Source organism: Bradyrhizobium lablabi (assembly GCF_018129385.1).
Classification (GTDB): domain Bacteria; phylum Pseudomonadota; class Alphaproteobacteria; order Rhizobiales; family Xanthobacteraceae; genus Bradyrhizobium; species Bradyrhizobium lablabi_C.
This window is the reverse complement of record NZ_JAFCLN010000017.1, coordinates 40,785-66,085: the sequence shown is the minus strand read 5'-3', so window position 1 is coordinate 66,085 and position 25,301 is coordinate 40,785. Positions and strand designations below refer to the sequence as shown.

26 protein-coding genes are annotated in these 25,301 nt (G+C 62.9%); 8 read left to right on the top strand and 18 right to left on the bottom strand.

Going from position 1 to position 25,301, the window contains the following annotated elements:
• Positions 1-9: 9 nt before the first annotated feature.
• Positions 10-762 carry a glycerophosphodiester phosphodiesterase gene (locus JQ628_RS26085; protein ID WP_212226870.1) on the bottom strand — a complete coding sequence of 251 codons (753 nt, stop codon included), beginning with the start codon at positions 760-762 and terminating at the stop codon, positions 10-12.
• A gap of 3 nt (positions 763-765) precedes the next feature.
• A complete protein-coding gene (locus JQ628_RS26080) occupies positions 766-1,233 on the bottom strand; it encodes a RidA family protein (RefSeq protein WP_212226866.1) in 468 nt (155 codons plus the stop codon).
• Positions 1,234-1,448: 215 nt separating this feature from the next.
• Between JQ628_RS26080 and JQ628_RS26075 the strand changes: the two genes are divergently transcribed.
• Both JQ628_RS26075 and JQ628_RS26070 read left to right on the top strand, forming a co-directional pair.
• Positions 1,449-2,312, top strand: coding sequence for a cell envelope integrity EipB family protein (locus JQ628_RS26075; protein WP_212226863.1), 864 nt, complete (start codon positions 1,449-1,451; stop codon positions 2,310-2,312).
• A 17-nt stretch (positions 2,313-2,329) separates the two neighbouring features.
• Positions 2,330-3,199 (top strand): peptidyl-alpha-hydroxyglycine alpha-amidating lyase family protein, encoded by an 870-nt coding sequence (locus tag JQ628_RS26070; protein ID WP_212226861.1) that lies wholly within the window; start codon positions 2,330-2,332, stop codon positions 3,197-3,199.
• Positions 3,200-3,318: 119 nt separating this feature from the next.
• Here the strand turns inward: JQ628_RS26070 and JQ628_RS26065 are convergent, their stop codons facing one another.
• On the bottom strand, positions 3,319-4,629 hold the full coding sequence (locus tag JQ628_RS26065) for a DNA polymerase IV (protein ID WP_349628126.1): 1,311 nt from the start codon (positions 4,627-4,629) through the stop codon (positions 3,319-3,321).
• Positions 4,626-4,925, bottom strand: a complete 300-nt coding sequence (locus JQ628_RS26060) for a DUF3572 domain-containing protein (protein WP_212226859.1) — start codon at positions 4,923-4,925, stop codon at positions 4,626-4,628. The genes JQ628_RS26065 and JQ628_RS26060 overlap by 4 nt, the downstream gene beginning before the upstream one ends.
• Positions 4,926-5,154: 229 nt before the next feature.
• Between JQ628_RS26060 and JQ628_RS26055 the strand changes: the two genes are divergently transcribed.
• On the top strand, positions 5,155-5,520 hold the full coding sequence (locus JQ628_RS26055) for a response regulator (protein WP_212226858.1): 366 nt from the start codon (positions 5,155-5,157) through the stop codon (positions 5,518-5,520).
• 13 nt (positions 5,521-5,533) lie between these two features.
• A complete protein-coding gene (locus JQ628_RS26050; RefSeq protein WP_212226856.1) occupies positions 5,534-6,907 on the top strand; it encodes a PleD family two-component system response regulator in 1,374 nt (457 codons plus the stop codon).
• Positions 6,908-7,028: 121 nt separating this feature from the next.
• Here JQ628_RS26050 and JQ628_RS26045 read toward each other — a convergent pair whose 3' ends face one another.
• Both JQ628_RS26045 and JQ628_RS26040 read right to left on the bottom strand, forming a co-directional pair.
• Positions 7,029-8,252, bottom strand: coding sequence for a serine hydrolase domain-containing protein (locus JQ628_RS26045; protein ID WP_249128436.1), 1,224 nt, complete (start codon positions 8,250-8,252; stop codon positions 7,029-7,031).
• Between the two features lie 100 nt (positions 8,253-8,352).
• A complete protein-coding gene (locus JQ628_RS26040; RefSeq protein WP_212226853.1) occupies positions 8,353-8,892 on the bottom strand; it encodes a TetR/AcrR family transcriptional regulator in 540 nt (179 codons plus the stop codon).
• Positions 8,893-9,045: 153 nt separating this feature from the next.
• On the opposite strand from JQ628_RS26040, the gene JQ628_RS26035 reads away from it, so the two are divergent.
• Both JQ628_RS26035 and JQ628_RS26030 read left to right on the top strand, forming a co-directional pair.
• Positions 9,046-10,278 (top strand): MFS transporter, encoded by a 1,233-nt coding sequence (locus JQ628_RS26035; RefSeq protein ID WP_212226851.1) that lies wholly within the window; start codon positions 9,046-9,048, stop codon positions 10,276-10,278.
• A gap of 416 nt (positions 10,279-10,694) precedes the next feature.
• Complete coding sequence (locus JQ628_RS26030; protein WP_212226849.1) at positions 10,695-11,429, top strand: response regulator transcription factor; 735 nt, start codon at positions 10,695-10,697, stop codon at positions 11,427-11,429.
• A 40-nt stretch (positions 11,430-11,469) separates the two neighbouring features.
• Here the strand turns inward: JQ628_RS26030 and JQ628_RS26025 are convergent, their stop codons facing one another.
• The 11 genes from JQ628_RS26025 to JQ628_RS25975 all read right to left on the bottom strand — a co-directional run bounded on the left by JQ628_RS26025 (position 11,470) and on the right by JQ628_RS25975 (position 22,707).
• Positions 11,470-11,703, bottom strand: a complete 234-nt coding sequence (locus JQ628_RS26025; protein WP_212226847.1) for a hypothetical protein — start codon at positions 11,701-11,703, stop codon at positions 11,470-11,472.
• Complete coding sequence (locus JQ628_RS26020) at positions 11,700-12,167, bottom strand: hypothetical protein (RefSeq protein ID WP_212226845.1); 468 nt, start codon at positions 12,165-12,167, stop codon at positions 11,700-11,702. Before JQ628_RS26020 ends, JQ628_RS26025 begins: the two co-directional genes overlap by 4 nt.
• A 635-nt stretch (positions 12,168-12,802) precedes the next feature.
• Entirely contained in the window at positions 12,803-12,970 is a 168-nt protein-coding gene (gene rpmG, locus JQ628_RS26015) for a 50S ribosomal protein L33 (RefSeq protein WP_007603295.1), read from the bottom strand.
• Between the two features lie 159 nt (positions 12,971-13,129).
• On the bottom strand, positions 13,130-13,420 hold the full coding sequence (locus tag JQ628_RS26010; protein ID WP_212226843.1) for a hypothetical protein: 291 nt from the start codon (positions 13,418-13,420) through the stop codon (positions 13,130-13,132).
• Positions 13,421-13,491: 71 nt separating this feature from the next.
• Positions 13,492-14,817, bottom strand: coding sequence for an LLM class flavin-dependent oxidoreductase (locus tag JQ628_RS26005; RefSeq protein ID WP_212226841.1), 1,326 nt, complete (start codon positions 14,815-14,817; stop codon positions 13,492-13,494).
• Positions 14,818-15,036: 219 nt separating this feature from the next.
• On the bottom strand, positions 15,037-15,666 hold the full coding sequence (locus JQ628_RS26000; protein ID WP_249128434.1) for a DUF3280 domain-containing protein: 630 nt from the start codon (positions 15,664-15,666) through the stop codon (positions 15,037-15,039).
• A 38-nt stretch (positions 15,667-15,704) separates the two neighbouring features.
• Positions 15,705-16,454, bottom strand: a complete 750-nt coding sequence (locus JQ628_RS25995; RefSeq protein ID WP_212226840.1) for an NUDIX hydrolase — start codon at positions 16,452-16,454, stop codon at positions 15,705-15,707.
• A 29-nt stretch (positions 16,455-16,483) separates the two neighbouring features.
• A complete protein-coding gene (locus JQ628_RS25990; RefSeq protein ID WP_212226838.1) occupies positions 16,484-16,924 on the bottom strand; it encodes a DUF983 domain-containing protein in 441 nt (146 codons plus the stop codon).
• Positions 16,912-19,245 carry a ribonuclease R gene (gene rnr, locus JQ628_RS25985; RefSeq protein ID WP_212226837.1) on the bottom strand — a complete coding sequence of 778 codons (2,334 nt, stop codon included), beginning with the start codon at positions 19,243-19,245 and terminating at the stop codon, positions 16,912-16,914. The genes JQ628_RS25990 and rnr overlap by 13 nt, the downstream gene beginning before the upstream one ends.
• Positions 19,246-22,023 (bottom strand): type I DNA topoisomerase, encoded by a 2,778-nt coding sequence (gene topA, locus JQ628_RS25980; RefSeq protein WP_212226836.1) that lies wholly within the window; start codon positions 22,021-22,023, stop codon positions 19,246-19,248.
• Between the two features lie 204 nt (positions 22,024-22,227).
• Positions 22,228-22,707, bottom strand: a complete 480-nt coding sequence (locus JQ628_RS25975; RefSeq protein WP_212226835.1) for a winged helix-turn-helix transcriptional regulator — start codon at positions 22,705-22,707, stop codon at positions 22,228-22,230.
• Positions 22,708-22,822: 115 nt separating this feature from the next.
• Here JQ628_RS25975 and JQ628_RS25970 point away from each other — a divergent pair, with 115 nt between their 5' ends.
• Both JQ628_RS25970 and JQ628_RS25965 read left to right on the top strand, forming a co-directional pair.
• A complete protein-coding gene (locus tag JQ628_RS25970) occupies positions 22,823-23,599 on the top strand; it encodes an SDR family oxidoreductase (RefSeq protein WP_212226834.1) in 777 nt (258 codons plus the stop codon).
• 139 nt (positions 23,600-23,738) lie between these two features.
• Positions 23,739-23,894 carry a hypothetical protein gene (locus JQ628_RS25965; protein WP_212226833.1) on the top strand — a complete coding sequence of 52 codons (156 nt, stop codon included), beginning with the start codon at positions 23,739-23,741 and terminating at the stop codon, positions 23,892-23,894.
• A 120-nt stretch (positions 23,895-24,014) separates the two neighbouring features.
• Here JQ628_RS25965 and JQ628_RS25960 read toward each other — a convergent pair whose 3' ends face one another.
• Positions 24,015-25,178, bottom strand: coding sequence for an acyltransferase family protein (locus JQ628_RS25960; protein WP_212226832.1), 1,164 nt, complete (start codon positions 25,176-25,178; stop codon positions 24,015-24,017).
• Positions 25,179-25,301 lie beyond the last annotated feature (123 nt).

Genomic DNA, 25,301 nt, shown 5'->3' with positions numbered 1-25,301 from the left:
GGGCGCGGATCAGGTTCCCGGTACAAAGCCCTCAAAAATCATTTGATCGGCGTAACGGGCCGCTTTTTCGCGCTGCTCCGGCGTGCGCACCGTCCAGGCCAGCAGCGGGCAGCCAAAAATGTTGCGGGCGATCCACGGCGCCGGCGCGGGCAATTCATTGACCCAGAAGGCCACGAAATGCGGCTCGGTGCGAAAGCCGTGGCGCAGATAGAGCATGCTGTCGCGCTGTTCTTTCGTCAGCTTTGCCCAGTAGTCGTCGTCATAGGTGCGCTGGGCGACGATGCCGCGCGGCAGCTTTGGCGCGATTTCGCGCAGCGCCAGCACCTGGTCGGGGTCGAAGGACATGCCGACGACCGGGCCGGAATAGGAGGCGAGCACCTCCGCCATCCGCCGCACCAGCTTGCGGTCGCCGTCAAAATGGCTCTTGACCTCGACTACCAACGGCACCCGGCCGGCGACGAGGGTGCAGAGGTCGCCAAGCGACATCATGCGCTCGCCCGTGTTCTTGAAGTTGACCGCCTTCAGCTCCGCCGCCGTTTTTTCGAGCAGGGCGCCGGAACCTTCGGTCAGGCGGCCGAGCGCATCGTCGTGATGCACCATGGCCTCGCCATCTGATGTCAACTGGATATCGACCTCAATGGCGAAATTGCCCGCGATCGCCGCCTGCACCGCGCCCGGCATGTTCTCGACGATGCCGCGCGAAATGTCGTGCAGGCCGCGATGGGCGACCGGCCGCGCCGTCAGCCAGGCGGGCGCGCGCATGGATCAGGAAACTTCAAACACGCCTTCGACCTCGACCGCCGCATCGGCCGGCAGCGAGGCGACGCCGACGGTGGTACGGGCGTGGCGGCCCTTGTCGCCGAAGGCCGCAACCATCAGGTCGGAAGCGCCGTTCAGCACCTTGGGCCCGTCGAGGAAGTCCGGCGCGGAATTGACGAAGCCGCCGAGCCGGACCACGCGCACGACCTTGTCGAGGTCGCCAAGCGCGGCCTTGATCTGCGCCAGCAGATTCACCGCGCAACCCTTTGCCGCCTCATAGCCTTGCTCGGTGGTGACGCCGGCGCCCAGTTTGCCTTTGGCGATCAGCTTGCCTTCGGCATTGGCGCAAACCTGGCCCGAAACGAACAGCAAGTTGCCGGACCGGACGAACCCGACGTAATTCGCGATGGCGGCGCGCGGCTCGGGCAGCGAAATGCCCTGTTCCGTCAGTTTTTGTTCGACCGTACCCGCCATGTTCCGTCCCCATGTGAATTTCACTGTTTCGCTACCGTTCATGTGAGGTAGCGCATATTGTTTCGCGCATCGCAACGTTACATGCAAGCGAGGGCGGGGCTGCGAAGAGAGCGGCCCTTGGACGATGAATTAACGCATTTTCGTGAAGCCGCCCCAGTTGCGGCGCAATAGGGCGGCCAGTATTGTAACGAATCTTCCACATTCAGGGAAAACACATGGTTCGCCTGCGCGCCTCTCGCGGTTTGCTGCTGACAATTGCCACCATTGCGGTCGGATCGGGCTTTGCGGGCGGACCAGCCGTTGCGGCGGCGAGCGGTACCTTTCTCTCGCATCAGGCGCTGTATGAGCTGAGCCTGGTCAGATCGCGCGGCGCCAATGCCATCAATGCCGCGCGCGGGCGCATCCTCTACAATTTTTACGGTAGCGCCTGCGAAGGCTACACGTCGGAATTTCGCCAGGTGTCCGAGCTGAACAGCGGCGAGGGCAAGATGACGCTGAGCGACCTGCGCTCGACCTCGTGGGAAGACGGCGCGGGAAAAAGCTACCGCTTCAAGATCGATACGCGGATGAACGATTCCAACGCGCCGCCGGTCGACGGCACGGCCGAGCGCTCCGGCGACCACATCACGGTCAAGCTGAAGCAGCCGGTGGCAAAGACCTTCAACCTCGAAGGCAATATCGTTTTCCCGACCGAGCAGATCCACAAGATCATCGATGCGGCGCGCGCCGGAAAGTCGCTGCTCGAGCTCACCGTCTATGACGGCTCGGACAATGGCGAAAAAGTCTACAACACGCTGTCCGTAATCGGCCAGCCGATCCCCGGCGACCGCAGCATTGCCTCGCCCGATCCCTCCACTGCCAACGACCGGATGAAGGCGCTGACGCGCTGGCCGGTGACGGTGAGCTATTACGACCGCGACGCGCAAGCCAAGGACGGCGAGCAGACGCCGGTCTATGCAATGTCATTCGAGCTGTTCGAGAACGGCGTGTCGCGGGCGCTGGTGCTGGACTACAATGACTTTGTGATTTCAGGCGCGCTCGGAAAGTTCGATGTGAAGGATTCCAAGCCGTGTAAATGACGGCGCGGGACCCGCAAATGGCAGTCCCATCGCTTCCCTACGTCGCGGTTCCCGAATCCTTCAAATTGCCGCCTGGCAAGAACTTTGGCGGCACCGCGGGCGTCGCCTTCAATTCCAGGGGCAACATCTTCGTCATCCATCGCGGACCGATGCCGCTGATGGAATTCGATCCTGATGGTCATTTCATCCGCGGCTTCGGCGACGGCATGTTTGACCGGCCGCACGGCCTGCGGATCGACGCCCAGGACAACATCTGGGCGACCGACGTCGCGGCCAATCTCGTCTACAAATTCAATCCGTCGGGGCGGATTGAGATGGTGCTTGGCGTCAAGGGCCACACCGGCGAGTGGCACCCGTTCCGGCATCTGCGGCTGTTCCACGAACCCAACGAAGCCGTGGTCGGGCCATCAGGCGATATCTTCGTGCTTCAGGGGCACGGCAAGGGCGACTCGCGCGTCCTGAAGTTCGACAAGGACGGCACGTTCATCAAGACCTGGGGCGGCAAGGGCAGGGGGCCGGGCGAGTTCGATCTGCCGCACTCGCTGGTGTTCGACGCGCAAGGGCTGCTCTACATCGCCGACCGCAACAACGCGCGCATCCAGGTGTTCGATGCCGACGGCACCTACATCCGCGAGTCGCAGCATCCCGGCCCGCCGTGCGGGCTGTTCATGGGCACCGACCAGCACATCTGGCTCGCGCACGGCCACACCGGAGAGATCATGAAGCTCGATCTCCACGGCAAGGTCGTGGGGATCATCGAAGGCGGCGGCGTCGGCAAGACGCTCGGAAAATACGGCGAGGCCCACTACATCGCGATCAGCCCGCGCGACGAGATTTTTGTCGCGGATACGCTGAACTGGCGCGTGCAGAAATATGTGAGGGAGTAGGGCAGGCAGGCCGAGAGCGCTTTCCTCCGTCATTGCGAGCGAAGCGAAGCAATCCATAGCGCCACGCTGGGATAGATGGATTGCTTCGTCGCTGCGCTCCTCGCAATGACGGTCGGGGCTTAATCCGGCACGGACTCCTCGTTCGCCTTCGACGGTCCCTCGTAGGAAATCCCGCGGATCACGGCGGCATTCCCGAACTTCTTCCGCAGATCATCCATCGCGCGTTCGGCATAGGCCGAACGGCGGTCGAGCATGTCGGAATCATCAGCTTGCGAGCCCGGCTTGAGCGCGCTGACGCCGGTGCCCATCAGGCGGAAGGCGGTGCCGTCGATTTCCTTCGCCAGCAGTTCACGGGAGATGGCAAAGATCTTTGCCGCCAATTGGGTCGGCGACTGGATCGATTGCGAACGCGTGCGCTGGCGGAAATCGGCGGTCTTCAGCTTGAGCGTGATCGTCGTCCCCGAAAGCTCGCCGTTCTTGAGCCGTGCCGAAACCTTTTCCGACAGCTTCCACAGCAGCCTTTCGAGGGTCGCGAAATCGCGGATGTCGGTCTCAAAGGTAGTCTCCGCGGAAATCGTCTTGGCGCCGCGGTCGGCCACCACGAGGCGGTCGTCGATGCCGCGCGCCAGCCGCCACAGCCGGCGGCCTTCGCCGCCGAACTGCTTCATCAGTTCGTTCTCGTCGGCGCGCTGAAGGTCGGCGATGATGCGGAAGCCGCGCTGGATCAGCTTTTCCTGCGTCGCGGGTCCGACGCCAAAGATGAACCCGACCGGCTTTTCCGCCAGCATCTCGCGCGCCTCGTCCTGGTCGAGCGCGGCAAAGCCGCGGGGCTTGTCGAGGTCGGAGGCGATCTTTGCCAGAAATTTGTTGCAGGACAGGCCGACGGAGACGGTGATGCCGACATTGCGCTCGACGTCGCGAGCAAATTTCGCCAGCACTTTGGCGGGGATCATGCCGTGCACGCGCTGGGTGCCGGCAAGATCGAGGAAGGCCTCGTCGATCGAGAGCGGCTCGACCAGCGGCGTCAACGCCTGCATGGCATGGCGCACCTCGCGGCCGACGCGAACGTATTTGGCCATGTTCGGCGGGATCACGGCCGCATGGGGGCAGAGCGCGAGCGCCTTGAACATCGGCATCGCCGAGCGCACGCCGTAGGTGCGCGAGATATAGCAGGCCGCCGACACCACGCCGCGCTTGCCGCCGCCGATGATCACGGGCTTGTCGGCAAGCTCCGGATTGTCGCGCTTTTCGACGGTGGCGTAGAACGCGTCGCAATCGATGTGCGCGAGCGTGAGCTGCGGCAGCGCACGATGGCGGACAAGGCGAGGGGAGCCGCAATGGCTGCATCGCTTCACCTTGATATCGAGATCAGCGAGGCAATCCCGGCAAAAGCAGCGCGGACCGTCCACCGCTGGCAGCGCCGCACTCACGGCACGTCGCGTTCCCAGGCGGGATCGCAGAGCACCTGATGGGCGGCCGCCACATTGGTCGGATGCAGCTTTGCAGCGTCCGAAAAGGCCTTCACGGTTGCGTCATCGCGCATCACGAAATCCAGCACGCTGGCGAGGAACTTGGGATCGGACGCGGACTTGCGCAGCGTGTCCGGCCCGATGCCGGTTTCGGCCAGGAAGAGGCCCAGCCGCTCGGGGTCGCCAGCGATGAAGGACAATGCCTGAATCGCAACGATTTCAGCAACTTCGCGGGGGTTGTGAACAGGCTTTTTCAACAGACGATTTGCCTTTCCGTTAACTTCTGGGCTCTACTTTGCGAACCATCATGCCCGAGTCTCGCAAAACTGTTCAAGCAAGTGGAAACCACACCGCAGAAAGACGGTACTCGGGTTTAACGGGTTAGAGCGAATCTGGCGCTAGTTTGAATTCACATTTCGACAGTCCGGCGGCGGTGCGGAGGCATCGTGGTCCGGGCCTGTTTCCTTAAGGCGAGGGAGGGACGGGATGGCTAAAACCGTCCTGATCGTGGAGGACAACGAGCTCAACATGAAGCTGTTTCGCGACCTGTTGGAAGCGCACGGCTATCAGACCTCGGGCACCAGCAACGGTGTCGAGGCGCTCGACCTCGTGCGCAAGCTGCGGCCCGATCTCGTGCTGATGGATATCCAGTTGCCGCAGGTTTCCGGTCTCGAAGTCACGCGCTGGATCAAGGACGATCCGGAGCTGCGCGCCATCCCCGTGGTCGCCGTCACCGCTTTTGCGATGAAGGGCGACGAGGAGCGGATTCGGGAAGGCGGCTGCGAAGCTTATTTGTCCAAACCGATTTCGGTCGGAAAGTTCATCGAAACGGTAAGGCGTTTTATCGGGTAGGAGTTGCGTTTCGATGTCTGCGCGTATTCTGGTCGTCGATGATATTCCCGCCAACGTAAAGCTATTGGAAGCACGCCTGTCGGCGGAATATTTCGACGTGCTGACCGCCAGCAACGGCGCCGAGGCGCTGCAAATTTGCGCGCGCGCCGAATGCGACATCGTCCTGCTCGACGTCATGATGCCCGACATGGACGGCTTCGAGGTTTGCCGCCGGCTGAAGTCCAATCCGGCGACCCACTTCATTCCCGTCGTGATGGTCACCGCGCTCGACAGCCCGGCCGATCGCGTGCGCGGCCTGGAAGCCGGCGCCGACGATTTTCTCACCAAACCCGTCTCCGACGTCGTCCTGATCGCGCGCGTGCGTTCGCTGACGCGGCTGAAGATGATGACCGACGAATTGCGCATGCGCGCCATCACCTCGCTCGAGATCGGCATGGAAGCCCCCGAGCGCAGCGCGGTCAATGACACCGGCAAGAGCGGCCGCATCCTGCTGGTCGACGACAGGCCGTCGTCCTATGAGCGGCTGGCGCCGATGCTGGCGGCCGAACACCATGTCGATGTCGAGACCGACCCGGCGCAGGCGCTGTTCCAGGCCGCCGAGGGCAATTACGATCTGCTGATCGTCTCGCTCAGCCTCGACAATTTCGATGGCCTTCGGCTGTGCAGCCAGGCGCGCTCGCTGGAACGCACGCGGCAGGTGCCGATCCTGGCGATTTCCGATGCCGACAACAATGCGCGGCTGCTGCGCGGGCTCGAGATCGGCGTCAACGACTATCTGCTGCGTCCCGTCGACAGGAATGAACTTTTGGCGCGGGCGCGCACGCAGATCAGGAAACGCCGCTACACCGATCATCTGCGCGACAATGTGCAGAACTCGATCGAGATGGCGATCACGGATGCGCTCACCGGACTGCATAACCGCCGTTACATGGAAAGCCATCTGACGACGCTGGCCGAGCAGGCTTCCGCCCGCGGCAAGCCGCTCGCGCTGATGTTGCTCGACGTCGACTACTTCAAGAAGATCAACGACAATTACGGCCACGATGCCGGCGACGACGTGCTGCGCGAGTTCGCCGTGCGCATCCGCAAATCGATCCGCGGCATCGATCTGGCCTGCCGCTATGGCGGCGAGGAATTCGTGATCGTGATGCCGGAAACCGACCTGCATGTCGCCGGCATGGTCGCCGAACGGCTGCGCCGCTCGATCGCGAGCGAGCCTTTTGCCGTCCACAAGGGCGCCAGTCGCATCGAGGTCACGATCTCGATCGGTCTTTCGACGCTCGACCGCAAGGGCGAGCCGGTCGCCGATGTGCTCAAGCGCGCTGACACCGCGCTCTACCGCGCCAAGCGCGACGGCCGCAACCGCGTGGTATCGGCGGCGGCATAGGGTGAAATAGTTTGTCGTCATTCCCCGCGAAGGCGGGGAATCCAGTACGCCGCGGCCTCTCGATTAGTCACGGACTTCTCTGGAATACTGGATCGCCCGCCTTCGCGGGCGATGACGGCTTTTATGCGGACGCTCGCATTTCTCCGCGCTGCTTCACCGCATCATACGCCATTCGCTTGAACTCGAATCCGAACGGGTGGGTGAACGCCATCTGCCGCTGCGCCATCATCACGCCTGCCATGTTGTGCCGCAGTGAAATCCACCATTGGGTGCCGGCGACGCCGCCCCAATAGAACTCGCCGGCTGCGTCGGGATGGTCGAACGGTCCGGGCTTGAGGATCAGACCGCCGGCAAGTCCATGCGCCCGGCCGGGCTGTTCACCGAGCAGCGCAAAGCGGATCCATTGGCCGTCCGGCAGTTGGTTGCTCATCATCTGCGCGATCGTCTCGGGCTTGAGCAGCGTCGGACCGCCGGGCAGCAGGCTGCGAATCAGCGCCACCATGTCGGGCATGGTCGAGACAAGGCCACCACCGCCGTTGAGCCGCGCGATCGGGCGCAAATAGGCGCCGGGGAACGGTGCGTTGTCCGTGCGGGTGAGGCCCGGCTTCATCGGCTCCATCAGGTCGGCGCCGGCGTAATACGCAACGAAGCGGGTCTGATCCTTTTCCGGCACCACAAAGCCGGTATCGACCATTCCGAGCGGGTCGAAGATGCGTGCCTTGATGAAGGCGTCGAAGCGCTGTCCGCTGATGACTTCAATCAGCCGCGCGACCACGTCGATCGCGAGCGAATATTCCCAGGACGTGCCGGGATGATAGATCAGCGGCAGGTCGGCCAGCACGTCGACCATCTGCGCCAGCGTCGCGTTGGGATTGTGCACGCCGCGCTCGTTGAGCGCCTTGAAGATGGCGGTGCCGGGGTCGAAGACGCCGTAGCTGAGCCCCGCGCTGTGGCTCAGCAACTGGCGAATGGTGATCGAACTTTTCGCCGGCTCAACGTCGTCGATCGAGGTTGCGCCCGAACGCAACACCTTCCGGTTTCCAAGCTGCGGGATGAATTTCTCGATCGGATCGTCGAGGCCGAGCTTGCCTTCCTCGTGCAGCAGCAGGGCCGCGCAGGAGGTCACCAGCTTGGTGTTGGAGAAAATGCGGAAGATGTGATCGGCGCGCAGCGGTATTTTCGCTTCCTTGTCGGCCCAGCCGACACAATTGACGTCGACGAGATCGCGGCCGGCGAGGACGGCCCAGGAGATGCCGGAGTGCAGGTCGTTATCGATGTAGCGCTGCATAGCTGCTCGTGCCGGTTTGAAATCGTAACCGGCAGCGGTCACCGTCAAGTCTTCCATGTTCGTTTCCCTCGTGCCGCCGCGACAATGCCGCCGGACGGAATACGGTTACTCTGTTTGGATTCTGACTAGCAGCTTTGGACCGCCGCAGGGAAGGGCGTCAGCCGCTCACCGTTACACCGGCATTCTTCAATAGCACGCGAGCGGCCTCCCTGGCTGCGCGCGCCATCGCCGGATCGTCGCGCACCAGGTTCTGGGCGATCGAACCGTCGACCAGAAGCGCTAGCTGCGTAGCAAGACCCTCGGGATCGGCGACGCCAAGCTGGTTCAGGAGATCGCGAAACCACAGCCTGCGGCTTTCCTTGAAGGCGACGGCGATCTTCTTGACGGACTTGTCCTCGGCGCCGAGTTCGGCGACCGCATTGACGAACGGGCAGCCGCGAAAACCCTTGCTGGCAAAGCCGCGCTCCAGCCGGTCGAAGGTACCGAGAATTTGCTCGGCGGGCGGCTTGTCGGAAGAACCGGGCTGCACGAAGCGGCGTCCGAGATAGGCCGATATCAGCGCGTCCTTGGAAGGAAAGTGGTTGTAGAGCGTGCGCTTGGAGATGCCGACTTCGGCTGCGATCGTGTCCACGCCGATGGCGCGAATGCCTTGCAAATAGAACAGCTTGTCGGCGGTCTCGAGGATCCGCTCCTTCATATCGGGCTTTTTCTGCACGGATGCCATGCGCTGAACGGGATGAGTTTGCCTTGACGCAACAGCATAGCCCAATTACACAGGTCTGTGTAATCTAAATATTCAAAAAGCGCAGGTCGAATTTTTCGATGTGCGGCAATCGGGAGAACAACAACAATGCCCTTGCTGCAAGTCCTGCGTCCCACGCTCCCCATTCTGATCGGCGCCTCCATCATGCTCACCCTGAGCATGGGTCTGCGGCAGTCGCTTGGCATATTTCTACAGCCGCTGACTCACGACATCAGGATATCGGTCTCCGACTTCACGCTGGCGCTCGCGGTGCAAAACCTTGCCTGGGGGTTTTTGCAGCCGCTCGCTGGCGCCATGACTGTTCGCTACGGCTTTCGCCCGATCATGCTGGTCGGCTCGCTGATGTACATTGCGGGCCTTGCGCTGATGGCAAGCGCGCAGGGGATGCTCAGCGTGATGATCGGTGGCGGCGTGCTGATCGGGATCTCGCTCGCCTGTACCGCTGCCGCGATCGCGATGTCGGTGGCGGCGCGAGCAGTGCCCGACACGGTGCGGAGCACGGTGCTCGGCATCGTCTCGGGGGCGGGATCGCTGGGCGCACTGTTGTCGGCGCCGATCGGCCAGATGCTCAACGAAGGCTATGGCTGGCGGATCGGGCTCGCCGGCTTTGTAGTCCTTTCGGTGGCGATGCTTCCGGCGGCCTGGTACGCGGGCCGCGTCGACAGGATTCCACTGCCGCCCAAGTCCGCCGATGACATCGGGGACACCTCGGCGGCTGTGGCGACGAAGATCGCGTTTTCGAATGCGTCCTTCGTGGTGATGACGCTGGCCTATTTCGTCTGCGGCATGCAGCTCGTCTTCCTCACCACGCATCTGCCGTCTTACCTACAGATCTGCGGCCTCGATCCGATGCTGAGCGCGCAGACGCTCGGCATGATCGGCGGCTTCAACGTGATCGGCAGCCTGTTCTTCGGCTGGGCCGGCCAGCGCTGGAACAAGCTTGCGCTGCTCGGGATGATCTACATCCTGCGCTCGATCGCGCTTGCCTGGTATTTCATGCTGCCGGCAACACCCGCCACCACGCTGCTGTTCGGCGCGATCATGGGCTTCCTCTGGATGGGGGTCGGGCCGCTGGTCGCGGGCGCGGTCGCCGAAATGTTCGGATTGAAGTGGCAGGCCATGATCCAGGGCCTCGCCTTCATGAGCCATCAGGTCGGAAGCTTCCTCGGCGCCTATGGCGGCGGGCTGATCTACGACTCGCTCGGCTCCTATACGATGGCATGGCGGATCGGCGTCGCGCTGGGCCTTGCCGGCGGCATCATCCAGGTCGCTTTCGCGCTGATCCGGCCAAGTCAGCCGCCGATGTTGCGGCCGGCTTGAAGCCCCGCTCAACGGAGCTCCCGCCCGCCGGCGAGCTCTTTAGTTCATAGGAACTAATCCATAGGGGTGTAGCGGGACGCCATGTGGGTAAGTTCGGGCGACGCGGTCGGTCTGCCTGATTTTGCGCCCGTGGCGCTGGCGCTTGGATGGACTACTCTTTTTTCGCCGTAATTTCAGAGTGTTACGTGCCGTCCTGGGCGTCCCGAGCGGTGCAGCGGCCTATTTGTGAATCCGGCTTTCGGAATAACGCGAAGTCCCGACCGGGACATCGCTGATGCAAGACTGTCTGCCAAGGCCCGGCGAGTTATCCCATTGTAAAGACAAGCAACCTTTGTTGCTGTATGTTTCAGGTGGGGTTTGGCAGAGGGGGCTCGCTTGAGAATGCGCGAAGTATTCATCGGAGCGGCTGCTGTAGTATGTCGTGTGAGCCTGCTGTACCGACTTATATCCTGGAAAAAGGCGGCCTTTTCCGCGAAGGCCTGCGCTTAATACTATCCAATACACGTTTCAGCCCGCAAGGTTGTGCAACCGAATTGAACAACCTTGCTGACGTTCCCTGCGACAGGCCGGCTCTGTTCATCGTCGGCCTGGGTGAGAACGAAGAGACGATTTGCAGCAGGATCCGCGACCAGTATCCGTTGGCTGTCGTCGTCGCGGTGGCCGATGAAAGCAATCCCGAATTGCTCGCCAATGCACTGGACGATGGGGCAAGCGCCGCGCTGTTCAGTTCCGTCAGCCCGGACGCATTCCTCAACACGCTTCGGGCGGTCATCAATGAAGGGCTCGTGCTGATTGATGCACGCCTGTGGTCGCTCGAGATCCAGCCCAAGGCCGAGGAGCGGCTGGCGCCTTCGCTCCCGAATGAAATCCTGTTGATGCCTGCCAGCGAACCCCAGGGAGGCAGGCAATTGTCGTCGCGAGAGGTCGCCATACTGGAGCGGATCGTCCGGGGAGATTCCAACAAGCATGTCGCGCGCTTCTTCAACATCGCAGAGCCGACCGTGAAGGCGCACGTCAAGGCCATCCTGAGAAAGATAGGTGCCAGCAATCGCACCCAGGCAGCGATGTGGGCGGTGAATCAGGGGCTGTTCGAAAATCAGTATGGCGCGTCGAGCCTGCCGTTGCTGGTGGACAACAACACGGACCGCTAGAGGACGCCGGATCCCGCTGCGGGTGCCGGGGGCCGGCGCATCATGGCTGAACCTCGTCAATGACGCGGCGCAGCGCCGCGCGCGCTTCGCGCCGGTCGAGTTCACGGGCCAGCGCCTCGCCAGCCCTGCTGTTTGGGTCGGAATAAAACCCTGCCTGTTGGACAGGCTCGCCGGCGGTCCTTGTCATCGTACAGCCGCCGATCAGGATGGTGAGCAACATGATGGCGGGCGGCGCCGCAAGTACGAGGTACGGCACCGCCCGGTACACGATCATTTCGGTGGCTCGGCTTCCCTGGCCGCGAGCTTGTCACGGAAGGACTCGCAGAGCCGGCGCACCTCGTCGGTCGCGCTCGAGCAGGATTCGATCTCGGTGAACATGCGCTTGCCTTCCTTGCGGTAGCGCGCCGCCGTGGCCTTGATGTCCGCGAGCATGGCGGAGGCAGACGCCGTGAGCTGCTCGGTGCGCTGCACCATCTCTCTCACGACGTCTCCCATCGTCTCGATTTCCTTGGCAGTCTCCTCATATTCCTTGACGATCGCCTCAGCCGAGAGTTTGCCGATCTCGGTGACGTCGTCGCGATGGCTGACATAGTCCGGGACCCGCGGCGCAAGGGCCGTCCGCGGCAGGAAATCCAGCGCCTGAACGCGCGGCTGACTCTGCTGAACCGCGTCCCGAACCTCGCCTTCGAGCCGGCTGGCATCGAAGGGTTTCACCACACCGTTCTGTTGTGTTCGCATGATTTTACTCTCCTAATGAAAGATGGCTTTGAGATTGGGCATAAATTGCCGGCCAGTTGTCAGGCCATACATCTCGGGCTTGAGACGCATTTCAGCCTGACAAGTCTGGAATGTGCTCCCTTCCACTTGGCCGAAAACCGCTAGCTGAAGCTGTCAGGTGCGCCGCTTCACGGGTCATCGCGACCCCGCGCGCAATTTTGGGATCTCGTCCCAAATGCGCTTGCCGCACCCAAGACATTGGTACACCTGAACGGTGTTGCCGCGCCGGGGGTCGAGAAACGAAAAAATCAGGCGGGAGAGCGCCGTACAATGCGGGCAGCGACGCCGCCCATTGCAGGTGAGCGGGTCGTTCGTGAGTCGGCCGATTTCGATCATGGCTTGCCACCACCACCAGCGCGCCTCCAGCCAGGATTGCGTTGCGCTGGATTGATCGTGGCGAAGCGGGTGGAAATGCGTCTTTTCGCCGGAGCTTGTTGACTAGCCCCTCGGGACTAGCTCTGTGCGCGCAGGCTTGGGGGGAGTGCACTACCGAAAGGGTAGGCCTCGGCGCGGAAGGTATTACGCCCGCCAGTGTGACCGCCAAAACAAGAACGGGGCCCTAAGGCCCCGTCGCAGTCAGTAGTATTTCCGCTATCTTACTTGATCTTGGCTTCGCGGAATTCGACGTGCTTGCGCGCGACCGGGTCGTACTTCTTCTTGACGAGCTTGTCGGTCATGGTGCGCGAATTCTTCTTGGCGACGTAATAGAAGCCGGTGTCCGCCGAGGAAACGAGCTTGACCTTGATGGTGACCGCTTTGGCCATGGTAAAAACCTCGAAATGTAGGGAATCCGTAGCCGGCCAATCGGCCCGCATTTGGCCGGCAACCTAGCGTCTGACAGCCCAAAGTCAAGGTTTTCGAGGCTAAAACCGGCTCAATTGCCACCAATTAAGCCTGAAACCGGCGTTTTTTTCGCGCCGGAGCTATGATCTCGGCCTGGAATCCGGCGGGCATTCCTTGCGGACGACCATCGGCTTGTCACCGCTCTGCACCGTCGGCGCCGCCGAGTTGGACCCGCCGGCGTCCGGCAGGATGGCGCTCTTGCCAACATCCATCGAGTTGTGGGTCTTTTCTTCGCCCTGGCCGGACGTCGCGGCCGAGCCGGTCGTGCAGCTTGTCTCCGGCTTTTCGCTCGACGGGCCGGACGGCTGCGCCAGCGAAGCAGTCGACATCAGACAGGCCGCTGCAATCGCGGCTGCGAGGCGATAGGTCACGATGCTCTCCAGGATTTGTCCTCACTCCGGAAGGGCAACGTGACGTCCGATCGATTGTTCCGGCTTTAAGGTCAGGCCTCGAAGAAGCGGTTCTTTGGCCGCGGCAGGCCGAGATTTTCGCGCAGTGTCTTGCCTTCATATTCGGTGCGGAAAATCCCGCGCCGTTGCAGCTCCGGTACGACCTTGTCGACAAAATCATCCAGCCCCTGCGGCAGGAACGGGAACATGATGTTAAAGCCGTCGCTGCCGCGGCTCATCAGCCATTCCTCCATCTGGTCGGCGATGGTTTTTGGCGTGCCGACAAAGGCGAGCCCGCCATAGCCGCCGACGCGCTGGGCGAGCTGGCGCACGGTGAGCTTGTCGCGTGCGGCGACATCGACGAGGCGCTGGCGGCCGCTCTTGCTGGCATTGGTCTCGGGGATCGGCGGCAACTGGCCATCCGGATCGAAGCCGGAGGCGTCGGTGCCGAGCTGCACCGACAGCGAGGCGATCGCCGAGTCGTAGTGCACCATGCTGTCGAGCTTTGCGCGCTTCTCTTTGGCTTCCTCGACGCTGTCGCCGACCACCACGAACGCGCCCGGCAGGATTTTCAGATGCTCGGGGTTGCGGCCGGCCTTTTCCGCGCGGCCCTTGATGTCGGCATAGAGTTTTTGGGCATCGGCGAGGCTGCCGCCGCCGGTAAACACCGCTTCCGCGGTTTCCGCCGCGAGCTGCCTGCCGTCGTCGGACGCGCCGGCCTGCACGATCACCGGCCAGCCCTGGACGGGGCGGGCGATATTCAGCGGCCCACGCACGGACAAGTATTTGCCCTTGTGGTTGAGCACGTGCATCTTCGCCGGATCGAAATACAGGCCCGCCTCGACGTCGCGCACGAACGCATCGTCGGCGAAGGAATCCCAGAGACCCGTGACGACGTCGTAGAACTCGCGGGCTCGTCTGTAGCGCTCGGCGTGCTCCATGTGATCGTCGAGGCCGAAATTCAGCGCGGCATCCGGATTGGACGTGGTGACGATGTTCCAGCCGGCGCGTCCATCAGAGATATGGTCGAGCGAGGCAAAGCGGCGAGCGACGTGATAGGGCTCGTCGAAGGTGGTCGATCCGGTCGCGATCAGGCCGATGTGTTCGGTGGCGCCTGCCAGTGCCGACAGCAGCGTGAACGGCTCGAACGAGGTCACGGTGTGGCTGCGCTTGAGCGCATTGACCGGCATGTTCAGCACGGCCAGGTGATCGGCCATGAAGAAGGCGTCGAATTTTCCGGCCTCGAGTTTCCGGATCAGTTGTTTCAGACGCGAAAAGTTGAAGTTGGCGTCAGGCCACGCCCCGGGATAGCGCCATGCGCCGGTATGGATCGAGACCGGCCGCATGAATGCGCCGAGTTTGAGTTGACGCTTTTCCATTGCCCCGTTTTCCGTGGTTGATGTTGTTGGCGAAGAGATAGGGAGGCGACCGCGGTCCCGCCATTGGGGCGAAGCGGGAAGGATTTTGCAATTTATTGGGCGTGCGGAGGATTTTCGCCGTCATTGCGAGCGAAGCGAAGCAATCCAGCTTTGCCCCAGCCGGAAAGCTGGATTGCTTCGTCGCTTGGCTTCCTCGCGATGACGGGGAGAGGGCGGTGCCTATTGCGGGGCCTGACCGGCCAGTAGCGTCTTCTGGATCAACCGGTTGACGCCGCGGTTCCAGGAATAGTTCGCACCTATCTGAAGGTCCGTCTGCTTATTGAAAATCACCGCGCCGTCGCGCGCGCTGCGGACCTGAACGCCGACGGCGTATTCGGTTCTGCTGATGCGCTTGATGATTCCGGTCAGGGACTGATCCGCGCCAAGCGTCAGGGCGATGCCGGCGTCGCAGCCGTTGCAATTCCGCAGCGACCGTCGCTTGACGGGGTCGGCATCGGCGGTGCTGACATCGACAAGGTCATAGCGACCGGATTGAGCAATCAACTGCCGGGCCTCGCTGGTCGCGCGCTTCAATTCGGCGGTATCAACAGGCGTTTCCTCGACGATCCCGCTTCCGCCGCTGAAATCCTCGAGCTCGAACTCGAATATGGCGAGTTTGACCGGACCGGACGTCTGGGCTCTTGCCGCGAGTGGGATTGTCAGGGCCGCGAAGAACAACGCGATGCCGGCAAATCGTGCGGCCCGATCGCGAAGCGTCAGACGATTGATGCACATGGGTTGCACCGATCGGTTGAAAGGGATGGACCAGGCTACCACGACCTCGGCCGGATTGTCGATCAGACGAGACAAGGCGAGGGAACAGTCGCGCCCGCGCGGCAGCGCATCACTTACGCCCCGAGCACGTCCTTCTGCATCTTGCCGCCGTAGAAGTGGAAGAACGGCACCGGCGCATCATGGCGCAAAGGGCCGGTGGCGAGGCGGCGGTCGAGTTCGGCGAGAACGTTCTTCGTCATGGCATGCGCGTCCGCCAGCGGTTGTGAGCCGATTTCGACCCAGACCAATTCGACCAGTTCGGCATCGGCATGCACCACGCCCTCGACGCGATGGGCGATGGCGGAAGCATCTGCCGTGAAGAAGCGGGTATCGAAGCGGCGCACGCGGCCGGGCGGGGTGATCGCACGCGCGATCAGGAACAGGCTGGAGGGGTCGGGCAACAGGCCCGCATCGGCAAACGGCTTCCAGGCTCCTTCGAGCTTGCCCGGTTTTTCCACCTTGCGGCCAAGGCACAGGCCGGTTTCCTCGCAGGCTTCGCGGATCGCGGCGTTCGCCAGCGCGCGGGCGCGGCCCGGCGTGATCTTCGGGCTGCCCTTGAGCAGGTTTGCTTCCAGCTCCTTGCTGATGGGAGCTGCGACCGGCACGCGATTGTCCGACGTATCGACGCGGCCGCCCGGGAAGACGTACTTGCCCGGCATGAACACCACCTTGTCGTGGCGCTTGCCGACCAGAACCTTCGGCTTTTCTCCGGAGCGATCGATCAGGATCAGCGTCGCGGCATCCTTCGGCCGGAAATAGGGATGGTGGTCGGCTTCCTTTTCTTCTTTCACTTCTTGCTTGGCGACCGCGGCATCTTCCGTCATTTCCATCCCCGTTTTTATATATCTTGTTCCTATACCGGCGGGACGCCGTCCGGCGGATTTTCGTCAAAGCCGTGCATGCGCAGCGCCCATTGCAGGCCGACCACCGCGCCCTTGACCGGTTGCAGCAGCAACAGCGACAGCACGAGCGTGAGTGGCAGATAGATGGCAAGCTGTAGCCAGACCGGCGGCGCAAAATTGGTCTCGATCGATAGCGCCAGCGGCACCACGATGTGGCCGACGATCACGATCACGAGATAGGCGGGCAAATCGTCGGCGCGGTGCGGGGTGAAGTCGAGCCCGCACACCGAGCAATTGTTGTCGACCTTCAGGAAGGCGCGAAACAGTTTTCCCTCGCCGCAGCGCGGGCAGCGGCAGCGAAAGCCGCGCTTCATCGCGGTCCAGAGGTCGCGTTTCTCGACCGCGCCGGTTTCGCGCGTCCAGACGACTGTTTTGGGGTTCACCCTTTCCATGGCTGGCCCTTCTTTGACTTGCCGCGCCTTGGCTTGGGCGGCTTGCGATCTTTCTTGCGTGGCTTCTTGTCGGCGCGCGCCTTCCTGTCACGCTCCGACCGCAGCATCTTGCGTTTGCTGTCGCGCTTGTGGCCGCGCCGCTCGACCGTGCCTTCGGACAGGAGTTCGAACCGCAGCGCGCCGGCCACTGGAGCTGCTTCTACCAGACGCACGTCGACGACGTCACCCAACCGGTGCATGGCACCGCTGCGCGAGCCGACCAGCGCGTGGCGCGTCTCGTCATAGTTGAAATATTCGGTGCCGAGGGTGCGGATCGGCACCAGCCCGTCGGCGCCGGTATCTTCCAGTTTTACGAACAGCCCGGCGCGCGTGACGCCGGAGATGCGGCCCTGGAAGCTGGCGCCGATCTTGTCGGCGAGGAAATGCGCGATCAGCCGGTCGGTGGTCTCGCGCTCGGCCTTCATGGCGCGGCGCTCGGTCATCGATATCTGCGCGGCGACCTCGGCGAGTTGTTCCAGTGTTTCGTCCTGCGGCAGCGCGCCGTCGCCGAGCCCAAGCGCGCGGATCAGCGCGCGGTGCACGACGAGATCGGCATAGCGCCGGATCGGCGAGGTGAAATGCGCATAGCGCCGTAAGTTCAGGCCGAAATGGCCGTAATTCTCGGCGGAATATTCCGCCTGCGCCTGCGAGCGCAACACCACCTCGTTCACCAGCGGTTCGTGGTCTTCGCCCTTGACCTGCGCCAGCACGCGGTTGAACACCGCCGGCCGCAACGCGCCGGCCTTGGCGAAGTTCATGTCGAGCGTCTTCAGGAATTCCTGGAGGTTGTGAACTTTTTCCTGGGTCGGCTCGTCGTGCACGCGGTAGATCAGCGGCAGGCCCTTTTTCTCGAGCATCTCCGCCGCCGCCACGTTGGCGAGGATCATGAACTCCTCGATCAGCTTGTGCGCGTCGAGCCTGTCAGGGACGATCACGCGATCGACCGTGCCGTCGGACTTCAAAAGGATCTTTCGTTCGGGCAGATCGAGGTCGAGCGGATCACGCTCGTCTCGCGCCTTTTTGACCAACTCATAGGCGGTCCAAAGGGGCTTCAGGATCGGATCGAGCAGGGGGCCGGTGGTGTCGTCAGGCCTGCCGTCGATCGCGGCCTGCGCCTGCGCGTAAGCCAGTTTGGCGGCCGAGCGCATCAGCACGCGATGAAAACTGTGCGAGCGCTTGCGGCCGTCATTACCGATCACGAGGCGCACGGCGAGCGCGCCGCGCGGCTCGCCCGGCACCAGCGAGCAGAGATTGTTGGAGATGCGCTCCGGCAGCATCGGCACGACGCGGTCGGGGAAATACACCGAGTTGCCGCGCACCAGCGCATCGCGATCGAGCGCCGAGCCGGGCCGTACATAGTAGGCGACATCGGCGATCGCGACATGAACGATGTAGCCGCCTTTGTTGTTTGGATCGGAATCAGGCTCGGCATGCACCGCGTCGTCGTGATCCTTGGCGTCGGGCGGATCGATGGTGACGAGCGGGATGTTGCGCCAATCCTCGCGCCCTTCCAGCGTCGCGGGTTTTGCCGCTTCCGCCTCGCGCAGCGCCGAGGGTGAAAAATTCTGCGGAATGTCGTGGGCGTGGATCGCGATCAGGCTGACGGCCTTTTCGGTGGCCAGCGATCCGAGCCGTTCCTTCACCTTGCCTGATGCAAGGCCATAGCCGCGCGAGCGCACGAGATCGACGCTGACGAGGTCACCGTCCTCCGCGCCGAGGCTGTCGTTCCGGGCGATATTCAGTTCGCGCCCGGCCTGTTTCTTGTCGACGGGAATGAGACGCCCGCCGCCTTGCGGAAGGGCACGGAAAATGCCGAGCACGCGGGTTCTGGCGTGATCGATGATCTTGATGACCCGCCCGATATAGGGCGTGCCGTCGGTCTCGTCCGTCTTCTCGATTCTCAGCAGGGCGCGGTCGCCGACGCCGGCGGTGGTGCCCGCCTGTAGCCGGCGGGGAAACTGGACGCGGATCTTTGGCGCGGTGCCGCTTTCTTCCTCGTCCCATTCGGTAGGCGAGGCGATCAGTTCGCCGTCGGTATCGCGGCTGACGATGTCGGCCATCACGGTTGGCGGCAACGTCGCCGGTTCGTGAATCTTGCGACCGCGCTTTGCGATCGTGCCTTCGTCGGCAAGATCGCGCAAAATCTGCTTCAACTCGGCACGGTCGGCATTTTTCAGCCCGAACTCGCGCGCGATCTCCTTGGTGCCGATTTTGCCCGGATGGGCACGGATATAGGCGACGATGGCGTCACGGGATGGAAAGGTCTCGTGCTTCCGTTTCACTTATCCGCGTGCCTTGCCGGCGCTTTTCTTCGCCGGCGCTTTCGCCGCAGGCGCAGGCTTTGCCGCTGACGTTTTTGCGGCCGGCGCAACCGGCGCGCGCGCCTTGCTGGCAGCGTCCGACTTCGTCTTGCTTGCGGCTTTCTTGGCGACGGCCTTCTTGGCCGGCTTTTTCTCGGCCTCGTCGCCCTCGGCCGCGGTAGCCGCCTTCGCAGTTTCCTTGGCGGCCTTCTTCGGCGCAGCCTTCTTGGCCGCGCGCTTGGTCTTACCGCCGCCCTTGGCCGCACGCTCGTCGATCAAGGCGATGGCTTCCGCCAGCGTGATGGTGTCGGGCGTCTTGTCGCTCGGAATGGTGGCGTTGACGCCGCCGGCCGTGACATAGGCGCCATAGCGGCCGTTCTTGACGGCGACGCCGCCAAGCGTCGGATGGTCGCCCAGCGGCTTGCCGGGATCGGCGCCGAAGCGGCGGCCGCTCGGACCTTTTGCGACTTTCTCCGCGATCAGCGTCACCGCGCGGTTGAGGCCGATGTCGAAGACCTCGTCGCCGGCTTCCAGGCTGGCATAGGTCTTTTCATGCTTCACGAACGGGCCGAAGCGGCCGATGCCCGCCGTGATCGGCTGGCCGGTCTCAGGATGCTTTCCGATCTCGCGCGGTAGCGACAGCAGCTTCAGCGCCAGCTCGAGTTCCATGTCGGAAGGCGACATGTTCTTCGGAATACCCGCGCGCTTGGGTTTTTCGCCTTCAGCGTAATCCTTCTGCTCGCCGAGCTGGATGTAGGGTCCGAACCGGCCGGCCTTCACGACCACGTCGCGGTCGGTCTCCGGGTCCTTGCCCAGCACGCGGTCGGCGCTGGCCTCCGAGTCGGCGGCGAGCGGGCGGGTGTAGCGGCATTCCGGATAATTCGAGCAGCCGACAAAGGCGCCGAACTTGCCGGCCTTGAGGTTGAGACGGCCGGTGCCGCAGGTCGGGCACTGCCTGACGTCGCCGCCATCCGCGCGCGGCGGATAGATGTGCGGACCCAGCATATCGTCGAGCGCATCGAGCACCTCGGCGACGCGCAGATCCTTGATGTCGTCGACCGCGCCGATGAAATCGCGCCAAAAATCCTTCAGCACCTGCTGCCAGGAAATCTCGTTGTTCGAGATGCGGTCGAGCTGCTCTTCCAGCGAAGCGGTGAAGTCATATTCCACATAGCGCGCGAAGAAGTTTTCCAGGAACGCGACCACGACGCGGCCCTTGTCCTCGCCATGCAGGCGCTTCTTCTCGAGCTTGACGTAGCCGCGATCCTTTAGGACTTGCAGGATCGAGGCGTAGGTCGAGGGCCGGCCGATGCCGAGCTCTTCCATCCGCTTGACCAGCGAAGCTTCCGAAAAGCGCGGCGGCGGCTCGGTAAAATGCTGGGTGACGGCCAGCGCCTGACGCTTCAGCGCTTCGCCTTCGCTCATGGCGGGCAGGCGGCGGGAGTCTTCATCCTCCTCGTCGTCGCGGCCTTCCTGATAGAGCGCAAGGAAGCCGTCGAATTTCACGACCTGGCCGGAAGCGCGCAGCTCCAGAACACGGGAACCGGCTTTCGCCGCGATATCCACGGTGGTGCGTTCCAACTCGGCCGATTCCATCTGGCTCGCGATGGTGCGGGTCCAGATCAGCTCATAGAGCCGGGCCTGGTCGTTATCGAGCTTGCGGCGCATCTCGGAGGGGCGGCGCGACAGGTCCGTCGGGCGGATCGCTTCGTGCGCTTCCTGCGCGTTCTTGGCCTTGGTCTGGTACTGGCGCGGGGCATCCGGCACGTAAGCGTTGCCATAATCCTCGCCGATCACCTTGCGCGCCTGCGTGATCGCGGACGGGTCGATCTGCACGCCGTCGGTACGCATATAAGTAATGAGACCGGTGGTCTCGCCGCCGATGTCGATGCCTTCATACAGCCGCTGGGCGATCCGCATGGTGTGCGCCGGCGCAAAGCCGAGCTTGCGGCTGGCTTCCTGTTGCAGGGTGGAGGTGGTGAAGGGCGCCTGCGGATTGCGGCGGGCCGGCTTTGCTTCGACGGTCGTGACCGTGAAGTTGGCGGCCTCGATCGCCTTCTTGAAGTCTTCGGCTTCCGCACCCGAGCCGATGTCGAGCCGCGCAATCTTCTTGCCGTCGGCGCCGACGAGACGCGCCTCGAACGCATCGCCGCGCGGCGTGGTCAGGGTCGCCACCAGCGACCAGTATTCCCGGGGGACGAATTTCTCGATCTCGAGCTCGCGGTCGCACACCAGCCGCAGCGCGACCGACTGCACGCGGCCGGCCGAGCGCGCGCCCGGCAGTTTTCGCCACAGCACGGGGGAGAGGGTGAAGCCGACCAGATAGTCCAGCGCGCGGCGCGCCATATAGGCGTCGACCAGCGCGCCGTCGATCTGCCGCGGCGCCTTCATGGCTTCCGAGACCGCCTGCTTGGTGATGGCATTGAACACCACGCGCTCGATCTTCTGGTCCTTGAGCGCGCGCTTCTCCTTCATGACCTCCAGCACGTGCCAGGAGATCGCTTCGCCCTCGCGATCAGGGTCGGTGGCGAGGATCAGGCGGTCAGCGCCCTTGAGCGCCTTGGCGATGTCGTTGAGACGGCTATTGGCCTTCGGATCGACCTCCCAGATCATCTGGAAATTGGCCTCGGGATCGACCGATCCGTTCTTGGCGGGGAGGTCGCGGACATGGCCGAACGACGCCAGGACCTCGTAGGAAGGCCCCAGATATTTGTTGATCGTCTTGGCTTTCGCCGGCGACTCCACAATGACGATATTCATGTCATTCCAATAGCTTACGCGAAAAACAACGGGCCGGTCCCGCGAGACTCGCGGCCGGCCGTTGCGACCCGAACATGGGTGGTGAGGCGGTCCCTGTCAAATCGACAGATAATGAAGCGAAACCAAGGCGCTACTGGTTAGTATCATAAAAGTTGTAAAATACCGCTTTTGGGTTGCGTTTACGGGCGGATATTTCCCCTTTGTTCACGGCGACGCGGCAGACCGTCTGCCACGCTTCACCGGCGTCGGCTTCATCGCGATGTCGGTCTGGCTGAGCAAGCGCCCATCCTGCGCGCGCAGTTCCAGCTTGCGCACCGGCTTGCCGTTTTCCCGGTCGACGAGGATCGTATCAAGCTCGTCCGGCCGTTCGTCGAATTCCTCCGACCACTGCCGTAAGGCGACCATGATCGGGAACACCCCTCGGCCTTTCGGCGTCAGCACATATTCCTGATAGGCGCTGCCGTCGGAGGCGGGGGCCAACGCGAGAATGCCGCGGTCGACCAGCGTGCGCAGCCGGACGGTCAGAATGTTCTTGGCGAGCCCCAGGTTCTTCTGGAATTCGCCGAAGCGGCGCTTGCCCAGCAGGGCATCCCGGATGATCAGCAGCGACCACCAGTCGCCGAGTGCATCGAGCGAGCGCGCGATCGGGCATCCGGCGTCTTCGAGGCTCGTTCGTTTCACCATCGGCACCTCCGCGATTTCGTAGCACGCGTGATCACGCGCTTGTGTGGTTGCAATATTAAACCACATGCCCTACGTAGGCAATGTCGTTTAATAATGCAACCACTTGGAGGCGATCGTGAGACTGGCGAACAAGACGGCGTTGATTACGGGGGGCAACAGCGGCATCGGTCTTGCGACCGCAAAACTGTTCGTTGCGGAAGGCGCGAAGGTGGTGATCACCGGGCGCAATCAGAAGACGCTGGATGCGGCCGCGCAGATATTAGGTCCGAACGCGCTCGCGTTCGTGGCCGATACCAACGACGTGGCGGCGACGGAATCTGCGATCAGGAAGGGCGCGGAAAAATTCGGCAAATACGACATCGTGTTCGCCAATGCCGGCATCCCCGGCAATACGCCGATCGGCGGCACGACGCTCGAGGCGTTCGAATCGGTGATCCGGACCAACCTCACGTCGGTGTTCTTCACCGTGCAGTCGGCAGTGCCTCATCTGAACGACCGCGCATCGATCATCCTCAACGGCTCGGTCATTTCGGTGCTCGGCAATCCCGGCTACTCGGCCTATGCCGCGACCAAGGCAGGTGTGCGCGCAATGTCGCGCGTGATGGCGTCGGAACTTTCGCCGCGCGGCATCAGGGTCAACGTGGTGTCGCCTGGCGCAGCGAAAACCCCGATCTGGAACGGCGCGGCTCCGACCGCCGAAGCATTCGCGGCGCTGGACCAGCGGATTTCGCGCTCGATCCCGCTCGGACGGCTCGGTGAAGCCGAGGAAGTCGCCAAGACCGTGCTGTTCCTTGCCTCTGACGATTCCTCAAACGTTCAGAGCGCGGAGATCTTTGTCGACGGCGGTGGCACCGGTTCGCCTGCCGGTGCGCCGATCTATCGGGCCGCCTAGAGCCGATCGGAAGCGGCCGGTGCGTTGGCCGAATTTTGGCCGCGCGCCGGCCGCTTATCCACCGCGCGTGAATCTTTGTCGCAGATGCGACGAGAGGATTTCTGGCAGAATTGCCTCGGCGCTTGTCGAGGACAGTCGAATGCCCAAGGCCTCTCGGAAGCAGCGATCGACCCCTGCTTCATCCGTTTCGCGGCGGCCGGACTCCTATGAGCTGGTTTCGGTTGCGCTGTTTGGCGGCGCAGGCTTGCTCGTCTCGCTCGTCATCGTTCTGATAAGAATGAACGGGCTGCTGTAGCGCTCGCATCGGGCCGGCGACAGTGGGACTCTGGCGGGAATCAACGCCCACAGCCGGCATCGCGTCCGGGCTGCGGAGAATCAGGCGGTCGGCGCGCCCGGTACGGCCATCCGGCTCGCCTTATCCCCCGGCGATTTTCTGCGGCGCGAATACAGGAGATGACAGTTGATGCGGATCAGCTCCCAGAATCCGCCTCGAAAGCCTGACGCCGTAAGCCCGGAGCGGATTCTCAACCAGCCTGAAATTCAGGTCGGCCAGCACTGCGGTCAAAACAGGCGCCCCGATAGCGTACCAGTATCGCGGCTCAGTCAGTCCCCATGTCGAGAGCCAGCGAAACCAAATCTCTTGGCAGATTCCGAAGGCCGGAAGGTGGATGAGGTAAATCGCATAGGACCGCTCGCCGATCCATCTGAAGGCCTTGTCCAAAGGCCACGGCAGCGGCAGGGCGTAACCGCGATCGTAGGACGCGAGCAGCACGAGCCCGGCGGACGCGAGCGCAACGAAGGCCTCGATGCGGAAGCCGATCCAGGGATAGAAGTAGCCGACCGGTGTTTTGATCAGAACGAAGATCAGGCAGGCACTGACAGCCAGCGCAAGCACTCGGTAACGCAACATCGTCGGCGCGAGCTTCCAGTAAACATCCGATCGGGAGAAGCGCTGGATCAGGATGCCCCACATCAGCGCATCCAGGCGGGTCACCCAGAGCAGCGAGGGCTGTCCCGCGAGCGGCAATGAACGGTCCGGGATCGCCTGCAAGACGATGAATGCGAGCAGCGCGAAGTAGCGCCACTTGCCGCGAACGATCAGCAGAAAGATCGGGAACAGAAAATAGAACTGGTCCTCCAGCGTCAGTGACCAGAAATATCCGTTGGGGCGCAGGCTCTCGCGGCTGAGCGCGAAATTGGTGGTCAGCGTCACGAAGTAAAGTGCGGTAGTGACCGCGCGATCGAGCGACACGAACCATCCGGACTGGTTGAACGTCCACGCACAGAGGATGGTGATTGAAAGCCAGAGCCAGGCCGAGGGCGTCAACCGGAAGATGCGGCGAACCCAGAAAGCTTTCGCGGCGGCCCACCATCTGCCGTCTCTGATGCTCTGATCGAACAGTTGCTCGTAAGCCCGGCTGATCACAAAGCCGGAAATGCAGAAGAACAGATCAACGCCGGTCCATTGGCCGTAGAAGTTCACGCCCGGAAAGAGCGCCGGAAGGTGCGCGAGGATCACCAACAGCACCGCGACCGCGCGCAGGTATTCAATCTCGACGTTGATTGCCCGGCTGTTCATTGCCGGGCCTGCCTAACACCCCACCCACGGAACCCACAAGAGAACAGACCATGGTCGATACCGCGCCCCCGAAGGCAGCGAACGAGAAGCGCTGGGCAAGAGCCAAAGTCACAAAGGACCAGA

Excerpts from the sequence above, each read along its gene's own strand:
- JQ628_RS26085 (WP_212226870.1), bottom strand. The coding sequence starts at position 762 with ATGCGCGCGCCCGCCTGGCTGACGGCGCGGCCGGTCGCCCATCGCGGC.
- JQ628_RS26080 (WP_212226866.1), bottom strand. The coding sequence starts at position 1,233 with ATGGCGGGTACGGTCGAACAAAAACTGACGGAACAGGGCATTTCGCTG.
- JQ628_RS26075 (WP_212226863.1), top strand. The coding sequence starts at position 1,449 with ATGGTTCGCCTGCGCGCCTCTCGCGGTTTGCTGCTGACAATTGCCACC.
- JQ628_RS26070 (WP_212226861.1), top strand. The coding sequence starts at position 2,330 with ATGGCAGTCCCATCGCTTCCCTACGTCGCGGTTCCCGAATCCTTCAAA.
- JQ628_RS26055 (WP_212226858.1), top strand. The coding sequence starts at position 5,155 with ATGGCTAAAACCGTCCTGATCGTGGAGGACAACGAGCTCAACATGAAG.
- JQ628_RS26050 (WP_212226856.1), top strand. The coding sequence starts at position 5,534 with ATGTCTGCGCGTATTCTGGTCGTCGATGATATTCCCGCCAACGTAAAG.
- JQ628_RS26045 (WP_249128436.1), bottom strand. The coding sequence starts at position 8,252 with ATGGAAGACTTGACGGTGACCGCTGCCGGTTACGATTTCAAACCGGCA.
- JQ628_RS26040 (WP_212226853.1), bottom strand. The coding sequence starts at position 8,892 with ATGAAGGAGCGGATCCTCGAGACCGCCGACAAGCTGTTCTATTTGCAA.
- JQ628_RS26035 (WP_212226851.1), top strand. The coding sequence starts at position 9,046 with ATGCCCTTGCTGCAAGTCCTGCGTCCCACGCTCCCCATTCTGATCGGC.
- JQ628_RS26030 (WP_212226849.1), top strand. The coding sequence starts at position 10,695 with ATGTCGTGTGAGCCTGCTGTACCGACTTATATCCTGGAAAAAGGCGGC.
- JQ628_RS26025 (WP_212226847.1), bottom strand. The coding sequence starts at position 11,703 with ATGATCGTGTACCGGGCGGTGCCGTACCTCGTACTTGCGGCGCCGCCC.
- JQ628_RS26020 (WP_212226845.1), bottom strand. The coding sequence starts at position 12,167 with ATGCGAACACAACAGAACGGTGTGGTGAAACCCTTCGATGCCAGCCGG.
- rpmG (WP_007603295.1), bottom strand. The coding sequence starts at position 12,970 with ATGGCCAAAGCGGTCACCATCAAGGTCAAGCTCGTTTCCTCGGCGGAC.
- JQ628_RS26005 (WP_212226841.1), bottom strand. The coding sequence starts at position 14,817 with ATGGAAAAGCGTCAACTCAAACTCGGCGCATTCATGCGGCCGGTCTCG.
- JQ628_RS25995 (WP_212226840.1), bottom strand. The coding sequence starts at position 16,454 with ATGACGGAAGATGCCGCGGTCGCCAAGCAAGAAGTGAAAGAAGAAAAG.
- JQ628_RS25990 (WP_212226838.1), bottom strand. The coding sequence starts at position 16,924 with ATGGAAAGGGTGAACCCCAAAACAGTCGTCTGGACGCGCGAAACCGGC.
- topA (WP_212226836.1), bottom strand. The coding sequence starts at position 22,023 with ATGAATATCGTCATTGTGGAGTCGCCGGCGAAAGCCAAGACGATCAAC.
- JQ628_RS25975 (WP_212226835.1), bottom strand. The coding sequence starts at position 22,707 with ATGGTGAAACGAACGAGCCTCGAAGACGCCGGATGCCCGATCGCGCGC.
- JQ628_RS25965 (WP_212226833.1), top strand. The coding sequence starts at position 23,739 with ATGCCCAAGGCCTCTCGGAAGCAGCGATCGACCCCTGCTTCATCCGTT.
- JQ628_RS25960 (WP_212226832.1), bottom strand. The coding sequence starts at position 25,178 with ATGAACAGCCGGGCAATCAACGTCGAGATTGAATACCTGCGCGCGGTC.